Genomic DNA, 16,117 nt, shown 5'->3' with positions numbered 1-16,117 from the left:
GGGCCGCGTGACCTGTGGATAGGCTGGCCGGCATGACGGAATCAGCCAAGGAGGCACGCGGCCGCCGCGGTCACCGGGAGGTGGGGTACGGCGAGGGCCGCGAAGCCCTGCTCAACGCGGCGGTACGGGTCGTGGCGCGGGGCGGCCTGCGCAAGCTGACCTACCGGGCGGTCGCCGAGGAGGCCGGCGTCACCCACGGCCTCGTCGTGCACCACTTCGGGTCCCGCGACGCGCTGATCGAGGAGGCGCTGGGGTACGTCGTGCGGCAGAGCCTGAGCAGCAGCCTGCTGGAGCCCGGCACCGGCAGACCCGAGGACTTCGCGGCCGGCGTCTCCGCCATGGTCGAGACCGGCCCCGACCTCCAGGCGTTCCAGTACGAGCTGCTGCTCGAAGCGCGCCGCCGCCCGGACCTGCTGCCCCAGGTACGCGACCTGTACGACGCGTACTTCGACGCCTCCGCGCGCGAACTCTCCCGGATGCTGCCGAACGAGCCGAGCCCCGCCCTCGCCCGCCTGGTCTTCGCGGCGCTGGACGGCCTCGTCCTGCACCAGCTCACCCTCGGCGACGCGGCGAACACCGCGGCAGCGCTGGACGAACTGCGCTCCCTGCTGGGCCGGCTGGCCACCGCGGAGGAGGAGAAGCCGGACTGAGTGGCTTCTGGAGTGGTGCCGCGGATTTCGTTGTGTTACGCCGACGGTGTACGGGAGCGACGGGCGCACGCTGTACTTCCACGGTTCGGTCGCGAGCCGCAGCCTGGTGGCGTCCCCCGAGGCGGCGGTGTGCGTGACCGTCACGCATGTGGACGGGCTGGTCCTGGCCCGGTCCGTGTTCGAGCACGGCGTCAATTACCGCAGCGCGATGATCTACGGCGTGCCCCGCGCGGTCACCGACCCGGACGAGAAGCTGGCGGGGCTGCGCTGCCTGACCGAGCAGGCGGCACCGGGGCAGTGGGACTACGCCCGGCAGCCCAGCCGGAAGGAGATGGCGGCCACGGTGGGGCTCGCCCTGTCGCTGGCGGAGGCGTCGGTGAAGATTCGCACCGGCGGCCCCGACGACGGGGACGGTCCGGACGCCGCGCTCGGGATATGGGCCGGCGTCCTTCCCCTGACCGCCAGTTGGGGAGCACCGGAAGCGGATCCCCTCCTGCCGGCGGGCATCGAGCCGCCCCCGCACGTCAGTGCTCGGGCCCACACCCGAGCCGGCTGAGGCTCACGTGCCCGCGTTCCCCCGCAGTTCCTCCACGGCGGTGCGGGCGGCGGCGCCGATCACCGCGTCGGCCCGGGGCAACACACTGTCGGCGCGCGCCGCTTGGGTGAAGACCACGGCGGTGTACGTACTGCCGTCGGCCAGCTCGACCACCCCCGCCTCGTGCCGCATCGCTCCAAAGGTGCCCGTCTTGCCCGACACGGTCACGTCGTCGTACGGGAAACCGGACGCCAGCCGGTGCCGCCACGGCTGCCGGCCCATGACCTCGCGCATGAACGCACAGCGCTCGGGCGAGGCGGCCCGCCCGGTCCAGATCGCCCGCAGCAGCCGCGCCATGTCGGCGGGCGTGGTGGCGGCCTTCGACAAGGGGTTGTAGACCACCTCGGGCACGGTGTCGTCGTTGCTGGTCAGCCGCGCCATCGCGGCCGGCAGCGAGTCCGTACCGGTCTCCGTGAGCAGCCGGTCCCAGGTCCCCGCGACGCCGCCGTGGATACGGGTGTCCGGCATGCCGAGATCGCGGCAGACCTCGTCGACCACCGAGGTGCCGATCGTGCGGAGCAGCGCGTCGGCCGCCGTGTTGTCGGAGACGCTCATCATCATGACCACCAGGTCGCGCAGCGACATCGTGACGGCGTCCCGCAGGATCGAGATGCCGGTGGGACCGGCGACCCGGTCCGGCGGCTCCAGGGTCAGCCGCGCGCGCGGGTCGAGCTCTCCGGCGTCCGCCAGCCGGCAGAAGGCCACCATCAGCGGCACCTTGTAGACGGAACCCATGGGCACCGCCTCGTCGGGATCGAGGGTCACCCGGGCCGAGGGCCGGTCCAGCTCCGCCACGTGCAGCCAGCCGCGCACGCCCGCGTCGGCGAACATCTCGCGGATCGTGCGCTCCACGCCGCTTCCCCGCCTCGTCCCGCTCATGTCGCCGCCTGCCGTTCGAGGGTCTCCACCAACAGTTGGGCGGTGTCCGCGGTCTCCGCCGCGTCCGGCCGCCGCGGGTCCCACACCACCCGCAGCCGCAGGGGCAGCGGCGGATCGGTCGCCGGTCTGCGCTCCACACCGTCGGCGGTCAGCGTCGCGTCGGCGGTGACCAGTACCGCCTGCCCCGCCGCGACGAGCGCGAGCCCGGCGCGCTCGTCGGACACCACGACGGTCTCCACCCGCCGCCCGCGGCTGGCCAGTGTGTCGACGAACAGATCGTGGGCCGCGGGCGCCTCCTCGCGGGGGCGCACGGCGACGGGCAGCCCACGGGCCGGGGCCCGGCCGTGCGGGGCGGCGGGGGAGAGCACCCAGCTCGGAAAGAGCACCACCCGCCCGGCGGCCAGGCCGTGCAGCACCGCAGGATGCCGGATCACGGCGAGGTCGAGCCGGCCCTGCGCGATATCGGAGAGCAGTGTTGCGGTGGGTGCCGTCAGCACGCCTATGCGGTTCTGTTCCCCCGCGCGTACCGGCGCCGCCGCCACGGCCGCCGCGAGCCCCGCCGGTACCTCCGACGCCAGGCCGAGCCGGAGCCGGCGGCCGTCGGCGTGCTCCCGGGCGCCGATCTCCCGCAGCTCCCCGAGCGCGGCGAGCGCCCTGCGCGCGTGCGGCAGCAGCAGCGACCCCTCGTCGGTCAGGACGACGCCACGGGTGCGGTCGAAGAGCCGCACCCCGAGCAGCGCCTCCAGCCGGCGCAGCCCCTGCGACAGGGGCGGCTGGGTGATCCCCACGCGCTGCGCCGCGGCCCCGAAGTGCTCCTCCTCCGCCAGCGCCACGAAGATTTCCAAGTGCCGTTCCGTCAGCATTCCACTCCTGTGGCGTGCGGCGATATCTTCTGCGAATCGATCAAGAGCCGAGAGCATATTCGACATGGAGCGAGCGGCGGGCTTCACTCTGCGACATGACACAAGTACGTCCGTCCCGACGCACGGTCCTGGCCCTCGGCGCGGGCACCGCGCTGGCCGCCACGCTCCCCGCATGCGGTACGGCAACCGCCGAAGTACCGCACGGCAAGGGGCTCTCCGGGCAGTTCGAGCGACTCGAGCGGGAGCACGACGCGCGGCTGGGGGTGTTCGCCCGTGACCTGGCCACCGGCCGCACGGTGCGGTACCGCGCGGACGAGCGCTTCCCGATGTGCTCGGTGTTCAAGGGCCTCGCCGCCGCTGCCGTCCTGCGCGACCTCGACCACCATGGCGAGTTCCTGGCCGAGCGCATCCACTACTCCAAGAAGTACGTCACGGACGCCGGCTACGCGCCGATCAGCAGCGAGCCGGAGAACGTCGCACACGGCATGACCGTCGCCGAACTGTGTGCCGCCGCCGTCAGCCACAGTGACAACGGCGCGGCCAACCTCCTCCTGCGCGAGCTGGGCGGCCCCACGGCCATCACCCGCTTCTGCCGTTCGCTCGGGGACGGCACGACCCGGCTCGACCGGTGGGAGCCCCAGCTCAACTCCGCGGAACCGTGGCGCACGACCGACACGACGACTCCCCGCGCCATCGGCACGACCTACGGCCGCCTCGTCGTCGGCCGCGCCCTCGCCGCCGAGGACCGGAAGCGGCTGAAGGGCTGGCTGATCGCGAACACGACCAACACCAAGCGGTTCCGCGCCGGCCTGCCCGAGGGCTGGATCACGGCGGACAAGACCGGCGGCGGAAGCGAGTACGGCGTCGCCAACGACGTGGGCGTCGCCTGGCCCCCCGGCCGCTCCCCGGTCCTGCTCTCCGTCCTGTCCACCACGCACGCGCCCGAAGGGCCCTCCGACGACGCACTGGTCGCGAAGACCGCCGGACTGGTGGCGGCAGCGCTGGTCTGAGGCACGGCCCGGGGGATTCCGTAAGCTGGCCGCCGAGCTCGTCGAGGAGGGAGTCCATGGAGAAGCCGACGGCCGACACTGGTGCCCCGCACACACTGCAGCGACGCCTGGGCACGACCGACGCCGTGCTGGTCGGCCTCGGGGCGATGCTCGGCGCGGGCATCTTCGCCAGCCTGGCCCCCGCGGCCGCCGCTGCCGGTTCCGGGCTGCTGCTCGGCCTGGCGCTGGCCGCGGTGGTGGCGTACTGCAACGCGACCTCCTCGGCGCGGCTGGCCGCCCGCTATCCGGCCTCCGGCGGCACGTACGTATACGGCCGCGAACGGCTCGGCGACTTCTGGGGCTACCTCGCCGGCTGGGGATTCGTGGTCGGCAAGACCGCCTCCTGCGCCGCGATGGCCCTCACCGCGGGCGCGTACCTCTGGCCGGACCACGCGCACGTGGTCGCGGTCGCCGCGGTGGCGGTGCTGACCGCCGTGAACTACGCCGGGGTGCAGAAGTCGGCCCGGCTCACCCGTGCCGTGGTCGCCGTCGTCCTGGCGGTACTCGCCGCCGTGGTGGCCGCTGTGTTCGCTTCCGGCGAGGCGGACGCCGCCCGGACGGCGCTCGGCGCCGACCTCACCGCCGGCGGGGTGCTCCAGGCGGCGGGCCTCCTCTTCTTCGCCTTCGCCGGGTACGCGCGCATCGCCACGCTCGGCGAGGAGGTCCGCGAGCCCGAGCGGACCATCCCCCGGGCCGTCCCGGTCGCGCTCGGGATCACGCTCGTGGTCTACGCGCTGGTCGCCGTCGCCGTCCTCACGGTGCTCGGCCCGGATGGACTGGCCGGTGCCGCGGCGCCCTTGTCGGACGCCGCGCGGGCCGCCGGCGCCGGCTGGCTCGCGCCGGTGGTCCGCGTCGGCGCGGCGGTGGCCGCGCTCGGCTCGCTGCTGGCGCTGATCCTCGGAGTCTCGCGTACGACGCTGGCCATGGCGCGCGACCGCCATCTGCCGCACGCCCTGGCCGCCGTCCACCCGCGGTTCAAGGTGCCGCACCGTGCCGAACTCGCGGTCGGCGCGGTCGTGGCGGTCCTCGCCGCGACGGCCGACCTGCGCGGCGCGATCGGCTTCTCCTCCTTCGCGGTACTGGCGTACTACGCCGTGGCCAACGCCTCGGCGTGGACCCTCACCGCCGCCGAGGGCCGGCCGCCGCGCGTCGTCCCGGCGGTCGGCCTCGCCGGCTGCCTGGTCCTGGCCTTCGCCCTGCCCGTGACCTCCGTCCTGGCGGGCACGGCGGTGCTGGCCGCCGGCGCGGCCGTGTACGGCATCCGCCGCATGACTGCGCGCTGACCAGGGCCGGGTCAGCCGGCGGGGTGCTAGCGGCAGCCCGCCGGCGTTGCCTGCGAGGCGTCGTGGATCAGCGCCTCGTGGGCGGCCTTGAGCCGCTGTACGTCCGGCTTGACCACCTTGCGGTCGTACGTCACCAGGCCGTTCAGCTCGCCCTCGACGTCCGAGATCTGCGTGTAGACGGCGCCGTTGCTGCCCCGGCAGGCCAGTTGGCGCACCTCGTCCAGGCGCTTCAGGTAGTCGTCCGTGTACGTCGCCGGGTCCACGTCGACGTACGACTGCTGCACCGACCACGCGTGACCGGGCACACCGAGTCCGAGGCCGCCGTACTCGCCGCTGACCAGGGCCCGTTCACCGTCGGGGTGCGGGGGCAGGGCGGGGCTCGGGTAGCCGTGCTCGTCCATGATGTCGCCGGTGCCACCGTCCCGCCCGAGGTTGAGGCCCGACTGGCCATTGATCAGCCGTGTCGGGTCCCAGGTCTTGGCCTGGTCGGCGATCCGGCCCTCGTCGTACTGGCCCCAGCCCTCGTTGAAGGTGACCCACATGATCACCGACGGGTGGCTGTCATGCTGGTCGATCATCGTCTTCATCTCCCGCTCGTACTCGGCGCGGGACGCGGCGTCCGGGTCGACGCCCGCCGTCATGGCCGGCATGTCCTGCCAGACGAGCAGGCCCAGCTTGTCCGCCCAGTAGAACCAGCGGTCGGGCTCGACCTTGATGTGCTTGCGTACGGAGTTGTAGCCGAGCTGCTTGTGCAGCTTCAGGTCGTATGCCAGCGCCTCGTCCGTCGGCGCCGTGTGCAGCCCGTCGGGCCAGAAGCCCTGGTCGAGCGTGGCCATCAGGAAGACCGGCTTGCCGTTGAGCACGGTGCGCGGGGTGCCGCCGATCTTCTCCACCGCGATGGAACGCATCCCGAAGTAGCTGCCGACGCGGTCGCTGCCGACACTCACCTTCAGCCCGTACAGGAACGGGTCGTCGGGGGACCACAGGTGCGGGTCCTTGATCTTGAGCGTCAGCGGCTCGCCCGTGCGGCCGCTCACCGTCGCCACCCGGCGCTTGCCGTCGTACGCGGTGGCCGTGACCGGCACGCCGTCCCGCACGCCCCGCGGCTCGACCGCGACCGTGCCGTCCGCGACCTTCGGGGTGATCTTCAGCGAGTCGGCGTGGTCGGCGGCGACCGGCTCCATCCACACCGTCTGCCAGATGCCGGACGAGGGGGTGTACCAGATGCCGCTCGGGTCCAGGCGCTGCTTGCCGACCGGCGGGTTCTCGCCGTCCTTCGCGTCGGTCGGGTCATAGACGCCGACGATCAGCTCCTGCGTCTTTCCGGGCTCGAGCGCGTCGGTGATGTCGGCGCTGAACCTGTCGTAACCCCCCTTGTGCGCGGCCACCTTGGTGCCGTTGACATACACCTCGGCCTGCCAGTCGACGGCGCCGAAGTTGAGCCGGAGCCGCTTGCCGCTGCCCACCTTCCAGTCGTGCGGGACGGTGAACGTACGGCGGTACCACATGCGGTCCTCGTGCCGCTCGATGCCCGAGAGCTGCGACTCGACCGGGTAAGGCACCAGGATCTTCTCGCCCAGCTTCTTGCCGACGGGCGGCCGCTCACCGGACTTCGCCGCGGCGAACTGCCAGGAGCCGTTGAGGTTGCGCCAGGCATCGCGCGTGAGCTGCGGGCGCGGGTACTCGGGGTGGGCGTTCTTCTCGCTCACCTCGTCGGCCCACTTGGTGCGCAGCTCGTACGTGGACCGGTTCGCACCGCTGGACCAGAACGTGCCGATCCGCTCGCCGTCCGCGCGGGCCAGCCCCGCCTCGCCGTCGTAGCGGACCTCGACGTCACCGCGCGCGTTACCGGTCTTGTTGCCGACGACCGGCTCCTTGAGCCCGACGAGCAGCGCCTTGGGGTCGGCCGGGTCCGCCTTCGCCGCGCCCAGCGGCCAGGTGCTGCCGCCGATGACCGCGTCGAGGTGGTCCGTCAGGCCGGCCGGCGGTGCGGCGAGCCGCTGCGGGAAGTCCAGCTTGAGGGTGCGGCCGTCGCCGAGGACGGTGGCGGCGGTCGCGCCGTCGTAGTCGAAGCCTTCGGGCAGCCGGAACGCCGACTGCGGGACGGCGGCCTTGCCGGCGCCGGGCGGCGTCCAGCGCAGGTGCAGATTGGACCCGCCGAAGTGCTCGAAGTACTCGACCTTGATGTCGTACGCCTTGCCCGCGGTCAGCTCGACCGGCTGTGACGTCTGCTCCTTGTCCCAGTCGTCCACCCAGTGGTCGATGGCGATCCTGCCGTCGATCCACAGACGGAAGCCGTTGTCGGCGGAGAGGGAGAACGTTGTCGGACCGGTCTTCGCGGGGACGATCTTCCCGGTCCAGCGGACGCTGACGTCGTCCTTCTGCCCGGTGGCGTAGCCGAGCCGGGGTTCGAGGTTGTCGAAGTCGAGGTCGGGGTCGAATCCGGTGGACTTCAGCTCGTGGAAGTCGAAGGCCCCGGGCGCCGATTGGGTGTAGTACTCGCCCTTGAGGCCGTGGACGGCGTCGGACTGCGGCTCGTCGGCCGCTGTGGCGGACGGTGCGGCGGCGAGTCCGGCGGCGCCCAGCGTGGCCGCGAGCAGCAGAGTGAGTCTGTCTCTGAACCGATTGGTGCGCACAAATCCTCCTTGTCGAGGAAGGGTGGCGGCTCGTTGCATCAGTCTGTACAACGTTGGAAGGAGCGGCAGTTGGCATGACAGCACGGCTCCCCGATCCTGTCCAGGTGCGGCACAGAAGCCGGGCGGGGGAGCGTTGCGCAAGCCGGCCGGGGGAGCGTTGCGCGCACCGTCGATACCGAGGAGATCCCTTTGCGAGTGAGCCTGAAAGACGTCGCGGAACGCGCCGGTGTCTCGATCAAGACCGTCTCGAACGTGGTGAACAACTACCAGCACGTCACCCCGGGAATGCGGGCCCGGGTCCAGGCCGCCATCGACGAGCTGGGCTACCGGCCGAACATGACGGCACGTCATCTGCGCAAAGGCCGCACGGGAATCCTCGCGCTCGCCGTTCCCGAGCTCGGCAACCCGTACTTCGCGGAGCTCGCGGGCGCCGTGATCGACGTCGCCGCCGAGCACGACCTGACCGTGCTGCTCGACCACACCGGTGGCGAGCGCGAGCGGGAGGTCCTGGTCAGCCAGGGTTTCCGGGCCGGCGTCATCGACGGCCTGATCCTCAGCCCGCTGGAGCTGGAAGTCGAGGACCTGCGCGGCCGCGAGGACGACGTCCCGCTGGTGCTGCTCGGCGAGCGCGAGTACGACCTGCCGTACGACCACATCGCGATCGACAACGTCGCGGCGGCGCGGACGGCCGTCCGCCACCTGCTCGGCCGCGGCCGCACCCACATCGCCTACCTGGGAGCGCGTACCGACTCGGCGAACCGCCCCGCGCACCTGCGGCTCGCGGGCTGGCGGGCCGAGCTGACGGAGGCGGGCGTGCCCGCGCCGGACAGCCTGATCGGCCCGACCGGGGGCTGGGACCGGGGGGACGGGGCCGAGGCGATGGCGCGGATGCTGGACGCGGGCGTGCGGCCGGACGCGGTGTTCGCGTACAACGACCTGGTGGCGATCGGCGCGATGCGGGTGCTGCACGAGCGGGGGCTGCGGGTGCCGTGGGACGTGGCGGTGGTCGGCTTCGACGACATCGCCGAGGGGCGGTTCGGGGCCGTCAGCCTGACCACGGTCTCGCCGGACAAGCGGTCCATCGCCCGGCTGGCAGTGGAGTCGCTGCTGCGCACGCTGGAGAACCGCGCGGAGGAGCCCGAGGGGCGGGAGCTGGTCGCGGAATTCCGGCTGGTGGAGCGGGAGTCCACGCTGGGCCGCCGCTGATCCGGTACCAAGTCACCGTTACCCAAGCGCTGTTGTGGGAGGCGTGCGAATCGGTGGCGATGGTCCGGCATTTCGTACGCGGAGGGTTGTCAGTGTTCTTGCAACGATGTAAAACCCTCACCTGAGCCACCAGTTGCCTGCACGTTCCGAAGTCCCCGTGAGCGTTCGCGCGCCGGGGCCGTGCCATTTGGGGACACCATGAAGCCGATCTCCTCCCTTCGCCGCACCTCCGCGAGAGCCCTGCTCGCCACCGGCCTCATCACGAGCCTCGCGCTCGTCTCCGGCTGCGCCAAGTCCGAGGACGACGCCGCGGCGGACAAGAAGCCCGCGGCGCAGGGCGGATCCGGCGGGGCCGCCGCCGCCTCGGGCACCGGTGCTGGCGGCAGGACCTGCACCCTCGACGCCTTCGGCGGCAAGAAGCTCGACCTGAAGAACGCCACCGTCGGCTTCTCCCAGTCCGAGAAGGAGGCGAACCCCTTCCGGATCGCCGAGACCGCCTCCCTCAAGGCCGAGGCGGAGAAGCGCGGCATCAAGCTGCTCACGGCCAACGGCCAGTCGCAGTTCTCCAAGCAGATCAGCGACGTGCAGGACCTCATCGCCAAGGGCGCGGACCTGCTGGTCATCGCGCCGCTCAACTCCGACGGCTGGCAGCCGGTGCTGAGCTCCGCGCGCGCCCGGCACATCCCCATCGTGACCGTCGACCGCAAGATCAACGGTACGGCCTGCAAGGACTACGTCAGCTTCATCGGCTCGGACTTCGTCGAGCAGGGCAGGCGCGCCGCAGACCGGATGATCGAGGCGACCGGCGGCAAGGGCGAGCTCGCCATCCTGCTCGGCGCCGCGGGCAACAACGTCACCACCGAACGCACCAAGGGCTTCGAGCAGCGCATCGAGGAGAAGGCGCCGGGCCTGAAGGTCGTCTTCCAGCAGACCGGCGAATTCTCCCGCGAGAAGGGCCAGTCGGTCACCGAGCAGCTCATCCAGTCCAAGCCCGGCATCGACGGGATCTACGCCGAGAACGACGAAATGGGCCTCGGAGCGGTCAACGCGCTCAAGGGCGCGGGCAAGCAGCCCGGTGACGTCAAGATCGTCACCGTCGATGGCACGCGCAGCGCCGTCCAGGGCATCGTGGACGGCTGGATCGACGGCGTCATCGAGTCCAACCCGCGCTTCGGACCGCTCGCCTTCCAGACCCTGGACGCCTTCACCAAGGGCCAGAAGGTACCGCAGGACATCGTCATCAAGGACAGCGCGTACACGAAGGACAACGCCAAGGCCGACCTCGCGAAGGCGTACTGAGGTGCTGTCGGTCACCGGCATCAGCAAGACCTTCCCCGGCGTACGGGCGCTCGACGGCGTCGACTTCACCGCCCGCGCCGGGGAGGTGCACGCCCTCATCGGTGAGAACGGCGCGGGCAAGTCCACCCTCATCAAGGTCCTCACCGGCGTGTACCGGCCGGACCCGGGGGAGGGGACGATGACGTACGACGGCGCGGAGGCCGCCTTCGCCACCCCGCTCGAAGCACAGCACGCGGGCATCTCCACCATCTACCAGGAGGTCAATCTCGTCCCCCTGATGAGCGTGGCCCGCAATCTCTTCCTCGGCCGCGAGCCGCGCGGCCGCCTCGGCCTGATCGACTTCCGCCGGATGCACCGCGCGGCGGACGAGGCACTGCGCGAGCTGGGCGTACGCGTCGACGTCCGCCGCCCGCTGCGCGAACTCGGCGTCGGCGCCCAGCAGATGGTGGCCCTGGCCCGCGCGGTCTCGGTGGACGCGCGCGTCGTCATCATGGACGAGCCCACCTCCTCCCTCGAACCGCGCGAGGTCCGGACGCTGTTCGGCGTGATCCGTATGCTGCGCGAGCGCGGCATCGCCGTCGTCTACGTCAGCCACCGCCTGGAGGAGCTGTACGAGATCTGTGACGCGGTGACCGTGCTGCGTGACGGCAGGGCCGTCCACACGGGCCCCATGGCCGGCCTCGACCGGCTGCGGCTGGTCTCCCTCATGCTGGGCCGCGAGGCGGGCGAGGTACGCGAGGAGGGCCGCACCGAATTCACCGGCGGCCACCAAGTTACGGACGCTGAACCGGTGCTTTCAGCAAGGAAGTTGACTGCACGTCACCACCTCCGCGAGGTCGGCCTGGACGTACGGCCCGGTGAAGTCGTCGGCCTCGGAGGGCTGCTCGGCTCCGGCCGCAGCGGGACCGCGAAGGCGATCGCCGGCGCGCTGCCCCTGGACTCCGGAACGGTCGTGGTGGCGGGCGCCCCCGTCCGCACCGGCTCCACACCCGCCGCGATCCGCGCCGGCATCAGCCTGCTGCCCGAGGACCGCAAGGCCGAGGGCATCGTGCCGGGCCTGTCGGTACGGGAGAACATCGCGCTCGCCGCGCTGCCCCGCCTGTCCCGCTTCGGCCTGGTCGACGAGGCCCGGATCGACCGCATCGTCGACACCTTCATCCAGCGGCTGCGCATCAAGGCGGCCGGACCGCACCAGAAGGTCGGCGAACTCTCCGGCGGCAACCAGCAGAAGGTGCTGCTCGCCCGCTGGCTCGCCATGCACCCCAAGGTACTGCTGCTCGACGAGCCGACCCGTGGCATCGACGTCGGCGCCAAGGCCGAAGTACAACGGCTCATCGACGAGCTCGCCGCCGACGGCCTGGGCGTCCTGCTGATCTCCTCCGACATGGAGGAGCTGATCGAGGGCGCGGACCGGATCGTCGTCCTCAAGGACGGCGCCGTCGTCGAGGAGCTGACCGGCGAAGCCGTCACCGCCGACCGCCTGATGCGCGCCATCGCGACCGCGCCCGTGGGAGGCCCCGCATGACCCAACTGACCCTGGGCCGGGTCACCGCCGACCGCGACCGGCTCCGCCGCCTCTTGCAGGACTACGGCGTCTACCTGGGCGTCGCCGTACTCCTCCTGGTGAACGTGGCCTTCACTCCGCACTTCCTCTCCGCCGAGAACTTCCGCACCCAGGCCGTGCAGGTCGCGCCCGTCCTGATCGTGGCGCTCGGCATGGCACTGGCCATCGGCACCGAGGGCGTCGACCTGTCGGTCGGCTCGGTGATGGCCCTGGCCACCTCGCTCGTCTCGCTCTACCTCGGCTACGGGCCGTGGATCGCGCTGCTCGTCGCGGTGGCCGGCGGCCTCGTGGTCGGCCTCGCGAACGGCTCGCTCATCGCCTTCGTCGGGGTGCAGCCGATCGTCGCCACGCTGGCGCTGATGGTGGCCGGACGCGGCCTCGCGCTCGTCCTGCTGCCCCAGCTCAAGCAGGTGCACGACCCCGGCATGGCGGCCCTCGGCTCCGGTGCCGTACTCGGCGTCCCCTACCTGGTCCTGATCGCCGCGGGCCTCGCGCTGCTCACCGCCTTCGTGGTCCGCCGGACGACCTTCGGCCGCCAGTTGCTCGCCCTTGGCGACAGCCGCCCGGCCGCGCGCCTGGCGGGCCTGCCGGTACGCCGCGTACTGATCCTCGTCTACGCCGCCTCCGGGGCGTTCGCGGCGGTCGCCGGCGTCCTGGCCACGGCGCGGCTCACCGCCAGCGACCCCACCTCGCTCGGCACCCTGATGGAGCTGTCCGCGATCACCGCCGTGGTCGTCGGCGGTACTCCGCTCAGCGGCGGCCGCGTGCGCATCGGCGGCACCGTCGCCGGTGCCGTGCTGATCCAGTTGCTGACCGCCACACTCATCAAGCACGACCTGCCGCCGTCATGGACCCAGATCGCCCAGGCCGTGGTGATCGTCCTCGCGGTCTACGCGGCCAGGGAACGGGGGAAGCGATGACCACCGCCGATGTCCGCGATCCGGCGCCGCAGGCGGTCGGGGCCGAGGAGGCGGCGGTCGACGCGCCGCGGCCCGCCGAGCGGCTGAGCGCGCTCGCCCAGCAGCACGGCGCGCTGGTGACCCTGGTACTCGCGGTGCTCGCCGCGGCCCTCACCTTCGAGCCGTTCCTGACGGCCGACAACCTCCAGAACATGGCCCTGTCGTCCGCGTTCCTGGCGGTCGTGGCGCTCGGCATGACGTTCGTGATCGTCACCGGCGGTATCGACCTGTCGGTGGGCTCACTGTTCGCGCTCGGCGGCGTGCTCGCGGCGTGGGGCTCGCAGTACGGGACGGCGGTGGCGCTGCTGCTCCCGCTCGCCGTCTGCGGCCTCATCGGCGTGCTCAACGGGGTGCTGATCGCCCGGTCCCGGCTCGCCCCGTTCATCGTGACGCTCGCCGCGATGCTCGGCGCGCGCGGCCTGCTGCTCGCCGTCACGGACGAGGGATCGCAGACGTACCTCGTCGACAAGAGCACCTTCTTCGCGGCGCTCGGACAGGGCAGGCTGCTCGGGGTGGGCGTGCCTGTGTGGATCGCGCTGGTGCTGTTCGCGGCCGGCGCGCTGGTGCTCCGCCGCACCCGCTTCGGCCAGTACGTCTACGCGGTCGGCGGCAATGAGGACGCCGCGGCGCTGATGGGCGCGCCGGTCGCCCGGACGAAGATCACCGTGTACACGCTGTCCGGCCTGTGTGCCGGGCTCGCCGGGGCACTGAACGCGGCCTGGCTGGTCTCCGGCGTCACCATCCTCGGCTCCGGCATGGAGCTGGAGGCGATCTCCGCCGTCGTCATCGGCGGCACGCTGCTGACCGGCGGCTCCGGCTTCCTCAGCGGCTCGCTGGTGGGCGTCCTCCTGCTGAAGGTCATCCAGAACGTCATCAACCAGATCGGCTCCCTGGACTCCGCCTACCAGCAGGTGGTCAGCGGCGCGTTCCTCGCGGTGGTCGTGATCGCGCAGACATGGCTGGGGCGGCGGGGGCGCCGGACCTGAACCGGGATCTCAGTCCGCGGGCTCCGTCCGGCCCAGGAGCTGGAGCAGCGTGCGGAAGGCGGCCGGCATGTCCACGGCCGTGGGGTCCAGCAGCCACTGGAACTGCATCCCGTCCATCACCGCGATCAGCAGCGGCGCCGCCTCCTCCGGCGTACGGCCGCCGGGGAGCCGGTCGCCGAACTCCGCGCGCAGCGAGGCGGCCGTCGACTCGCGCACGGATGCGTAGCGCTGGGCGAAGAACTCGCGCGCCGGGTGGTCCTCCCCGGTCACGCTCTCGCCGAGCAGGGCGGAGAAGGTCTGCACGATGCCCGGGCGCATGGCGTTGTACTCGACGAGTGAGGCGTACAGGTCCAGCGGCCAGGGCTCGCCGCGCCGCGGGGAGCCGCCGCCGGTGTCCCACGCGTCCCGCGCCTCCAGCACGGCGACGAGCAGTGCCTCCTTGGTCGGGAAATGGTGCAGCAGTCCCTGCTGGGTGATGCCGACCCGCTCGGCGACCGCGTTGAGCGACGCGCCCCGGTAACCGCGCTCGGCGATCACCTCCAGCGCCGCCCGGAGGATCTCCGCGCGCCGGTCCTCACCGCGCACGGCACGCCCCCGCCGCGCTTCCCGTTCCTTCGCCACGGATCGATCTTTCGCTGCCACGGGCCCGAGCCTAATCCACGAAACGGTCCGGACCCTTGAAGGTAACGAAGACATTACAACGCCTACCGCTTCACAGGTGGCTGGGACACGATGCTGCGAACCGCAGGGAGCCCGCCACTTCATAGCGCGATTCCTCCCTGTCCGAGCCGCTTTGTTCACCTCAATGAGGAGGTACGGCAGTGGATCAGGCAGCTGTCCCCGCTTCGGCTTCGGCCACCACTCCTGCCGAGCCCGCGAGCACCGACCCGGATGCGGAAAGAGCCCCACGGGGCTTCGTACTCCGGCTGGGCCTCGCGAACTTCGGCCTCTACAGCGCCCTGCTGACGCCCGTCATCGTCACCATGGCGCTGCGCGTCGCGGACGTCGCACCCCGCAACAAGGAATCGGTACTGGGCCTCGTGCTCGGCGTCGGCGCCGTCCTGGCGGTGATCGCCAACCCGCTCTTCGGCAGGCTCTCGGACCGCACCCGCTCCCGCTTCGGGCGGCGCCGGCCCTGGCTCGTCGGCGGCCTCCTCGGCGGCCTGCTGGGCCTGATGGTGATCGCCTTCATTCCCGCCGTCCCCGCCCTCGTCATCGGCTGGGCCGTCGTCCAGACCTCCTTCAACGCCGTGTACGCGGCCCTCATGGCGACCATCCCCGACCAGGTGCCCGCGGCCGCCCGGGGCAGCGCCTCCGGCGCCGTCGGCACCGGCCTCACCGCCGCCGTACTGGCCGGCTCGGGCATCGCCGCACTCAGCTCCGACGCACGGGTGATGTTCCTGCTGCCGGCCGTCCTGACCGTCGCCCTGGTCGGCTGGTTCGTGTACAAGCTGGACGACCGCGCGCCCGCCGGGGCGCCCGAGCCGTTCTCGCTCAAGGAGTTCCTCGGCAGCTTCGTCTTCGACCCGCGCCGCAGCCCGGACTTCGGCTGGGCCTGGCTCACCAAGTTCCTGGTCATGTTCGGCTCCGTCGCGCCGATGACCTACCTGGCCTACTACCTGCCCTTCCGGATGGGCGTGAGCGCCGCCGCCACGGCGAGCACCGTTGCCGTACTGGTCGCCGCCGGCTACGCCGTCCAGTCCGTCACGGCCGCGGCCGGCGGCCGGATCTCCGACCGCTTCGGCCGCCGCAAGCCCTTCGTCATCTCCTCCGGGCTCATCGTCGCCGCCGGCCTCGCGCTGCTGGCCTTCGCCCCGGACCTGACCTGGATCATCGTCGCCCAGTTCGTCATGAGCGTCGGCGGCGGGCTCTTCTACGCCGTCGACATGGCGCTGATCACCCACGTCCTGCCCGACCCGGACAACGCCGCCAAGGACCTCGGCGTCGTCAACATCGCCAACGCGCTGCCGCAGTCCCTGATGCCGATGATCGCGCCCTTCCTCCTGGCCATCGGCGGGGGAGGCAACTACCCGCTGCTGTTCGGCGTGGCCGCGGCCGCCGCGCTCGTCGGCTCGGTGCTCGTCACCCGTATCAAGGGCGCGCAATGAGCCGGCCCGCACCCGCCACGCCCTCCCTTCGCACCAAGGA

The 16,117-nt window shown here is 72.0% G+C and carries 13 protein-coding genes and 1 pseudogene; 10 read left to right on the top strand and 4 right to left on the bottom strand.

The window, feature by feature from the left end:
- The first annotated feature begins 32 nt into the window (after nucleotides 1–32).
- Nucleotides 33–650, top strand: a complete 618-nt coding sequence (locus IG84_RS0107560; RefSeq protein ID WP_031052885.1) for a TetR/AcrR family transcriptional regulator — start codon at nucleotides 33–35, stop codon at nucleotides 648–650.
- A gap of 34 nt (nucleotides 651–684) precedes the next feature.
- Nucleotides 685–1,206: pseudogene (locus tag IG84_RS0107555) on the top strand (pyridoxamine 5'-phosphate oxidase family protein); the annotation flags it as partial.
- Between the two features lie 3 nt (nucleotides 1,207–1,209).
- Here the strand turns inward: IG84_RS0107555 and IG84_RS0107550 are convergent.
- A complete protein-coding gene (locus IG84_RS0107550; protein WP_382467400.1) occupies nucleotides 1,210–2,097 on the bottom strand; it encodes a serine hydrolase in 888 nt (295 codons plus the stop codon).
- A 23-nt stretch (nucleotides 2,098–2,120) separates the two neighbouring features.
- Complete coding sequence (locus IG84_RS37760; RefSeq protein ID WP_037799458.1) at nucleotides 2,121–2,987, bottom strand: LysR family transcriptional regulator; 867 nt, start codon at nucleotides 2,985–2,987, stop codon at nucleotides 2,121–2,123.
- A gap of 95 nt (nucleotides 2,988–3,082) precedes the next feature.
- On the opposite strand from IG84_RS37760, the gene bla reads away from it, so the two are divergent.
- Together bla and IG84_RS0107535 are read left to right on the top strand one after the other, a co-directional pair.
- On the top strand, nucleotides 3,083–3,997 hold the full coding sequence (gene bla, locus IG84_RS0107540; protein WP_031052876.1) for a class A beta-lactamase: 915 nt from the start codon (nucleotides 3,083–3,085) through the stop codon (nucleotides 3,995–3,997).
- Nucleotides 3,998–4,053: 56 nt separating this feature from the next.
- Nucleotides 4,054–5,319: an APC family permease gene (locus IG84_RS0107535; protein WP_031052873.1), complete on the top strand. Its 1,266-nt coding sequence runs from the start codon at nucleotides 4,054–4,056 to the stop codon at nucleotides 5,317–5,319.
- 26 nt (nucleotides 5,320–5,345) lie between these two features.
- Here the strand turns inward: IG84_RS0107535 and IG84_RS0107530 are convergent, their stop codons facing one another.
- Complete coding sequence (locus tag IG84_RS0107530) at nucleotides 5,346–7,955, bottom strand: glycoside hydrolase family 2 (protein WP_031052870.1); 2,610 nt, start codon at nucleotides 7,953–7,955, stop codon at nucleotides 5,346–5,348.
- A 189-nt stretch (nucleotides 7,956–8,144) separates the two neighbouring features.
- On the opposite strand from IG84_RS0107530, the gene IG84_RS0107525 reads away from it, so the two are divergent.
- From IG84_RS0107525 to IG84_RS0107505, 5 genes are all read left to right on the top strand, one after another.
- Nucleotides 8,145–9,161 carry a LacI family DNA-binding transcriptional regulator gene (locus IG84_RS0107525; protein ID WP_031052867.1) on the top strand — a complete coding sequence of 339 codons (1,017 nt, stop codon included), beginning with the start codon at nucleotides 8,145–8,147 and terminating at the stop codon, nucleotides 9,159–9,161.
- Between the two features lie 198 nt (nucleotides 9,162–9,359).
- On the top strand, nucleotides 9,360–10,460 hold the full coding sequence (locus tag IG84_RS0107520) for an ABC transporter substrate-binding protein (protein WP_031052863.1): 1,101 nt from the start codon (nucleotides 9,360–9,362) through the stop codon (nucleotides 10,458–10,460).
- Nucleotide 10,461: 1 nt separating this feature from the next.
- On the top strand, nucleotides 10,462–11,985 hold the full coding sequence (locus IG84_RS0107515) for a sugar ABC transporter ATP-binding protein (protein WP_031052861.1): 1,524 nt from the start codon (nucleotides 10,462–10,464) through the stop codon (nucleotides 11,983–11,985).
- Complete coding sequence (locus tag IG84_RS0107510) at nucleotides 11,982–12,944, top strand: ABC transporter permease (protein ID WP_031052860.1); 963 nt, start codon at nucleotides 11,982–11,984, stop codon at nucleotides 12,942–12,944. Before IG84_RS0107515 ends, IG84_RS0107510 begins: the two co-directional genes overlap by 4 nt.
- On the top strand, nucleotides 12,941–13,969 hold the full coding sequence (locus tag IG84_RS0107505) for an ABC transporter permease (RefSeq protein ID WP_031052858.1): 1,029 nt from the start codon (nucleotides 12,941–12,943) through the stop codon (nucleotides 13,967–13,969). The genes IG84_RS0107510 and IG84_RS0107505 overlap by 4 nt, the downstream gene beginning before the upstream one ends.
- Before the next feature lie 9 nt (nucleotides 13,970–13,978).
- Here IG84_RS0107505 and IG84_RS0107500 read toward each other — a convergent pair whose 3' ends face one another.
- Nucleotides 13,979–14,590: a TetR/AcrR family transcriptional regulator gene (locus IG84_RS0107500; RefSeq protein WP_031052854.1), complete on the bottom strand. Its 612-nt coding sequence runs from the start codon at nucleotides 14,588–14,590 to the stop codon at nucleotides 13,979–13,981.
- Nucleotides 14,591–14,790: 200 nt separating this feature from the next.
- Here IG84_RS0107500 and IG84_RS0107495 point away from each other — a divergent pair, with 200 nt between their 5' ends.
- Nucleotides 14,791–16,077, top strand: a complete 1,287-nt coding sequence (locus tag IG84_RS0107495) for an MFS transporter (RefSeq protein WP_031052850.1) — start codon at nucleotides 14,791–14,793, stop codon at nucleotides 16,075–16,077.
- Nucleotides 16,078–16,117: the final 40 nt, after the last annotated feature.

It is taken from the genome of Streptomyces ochraceiscleroticus, from assembly GCF_000720485.1.
Lineage (GTDB): Bacteria > Actinomycetota > Actinomycetes > Streptomycetales > Streptomycetaceae > Streptomyces > Streptomyces ochraceiscleroticus.
The sequence above is the reverse complement of the archived record's forward strand: the minus strand, read 5'-3'. Positions and strand labels throughout refer to the sequence as shown.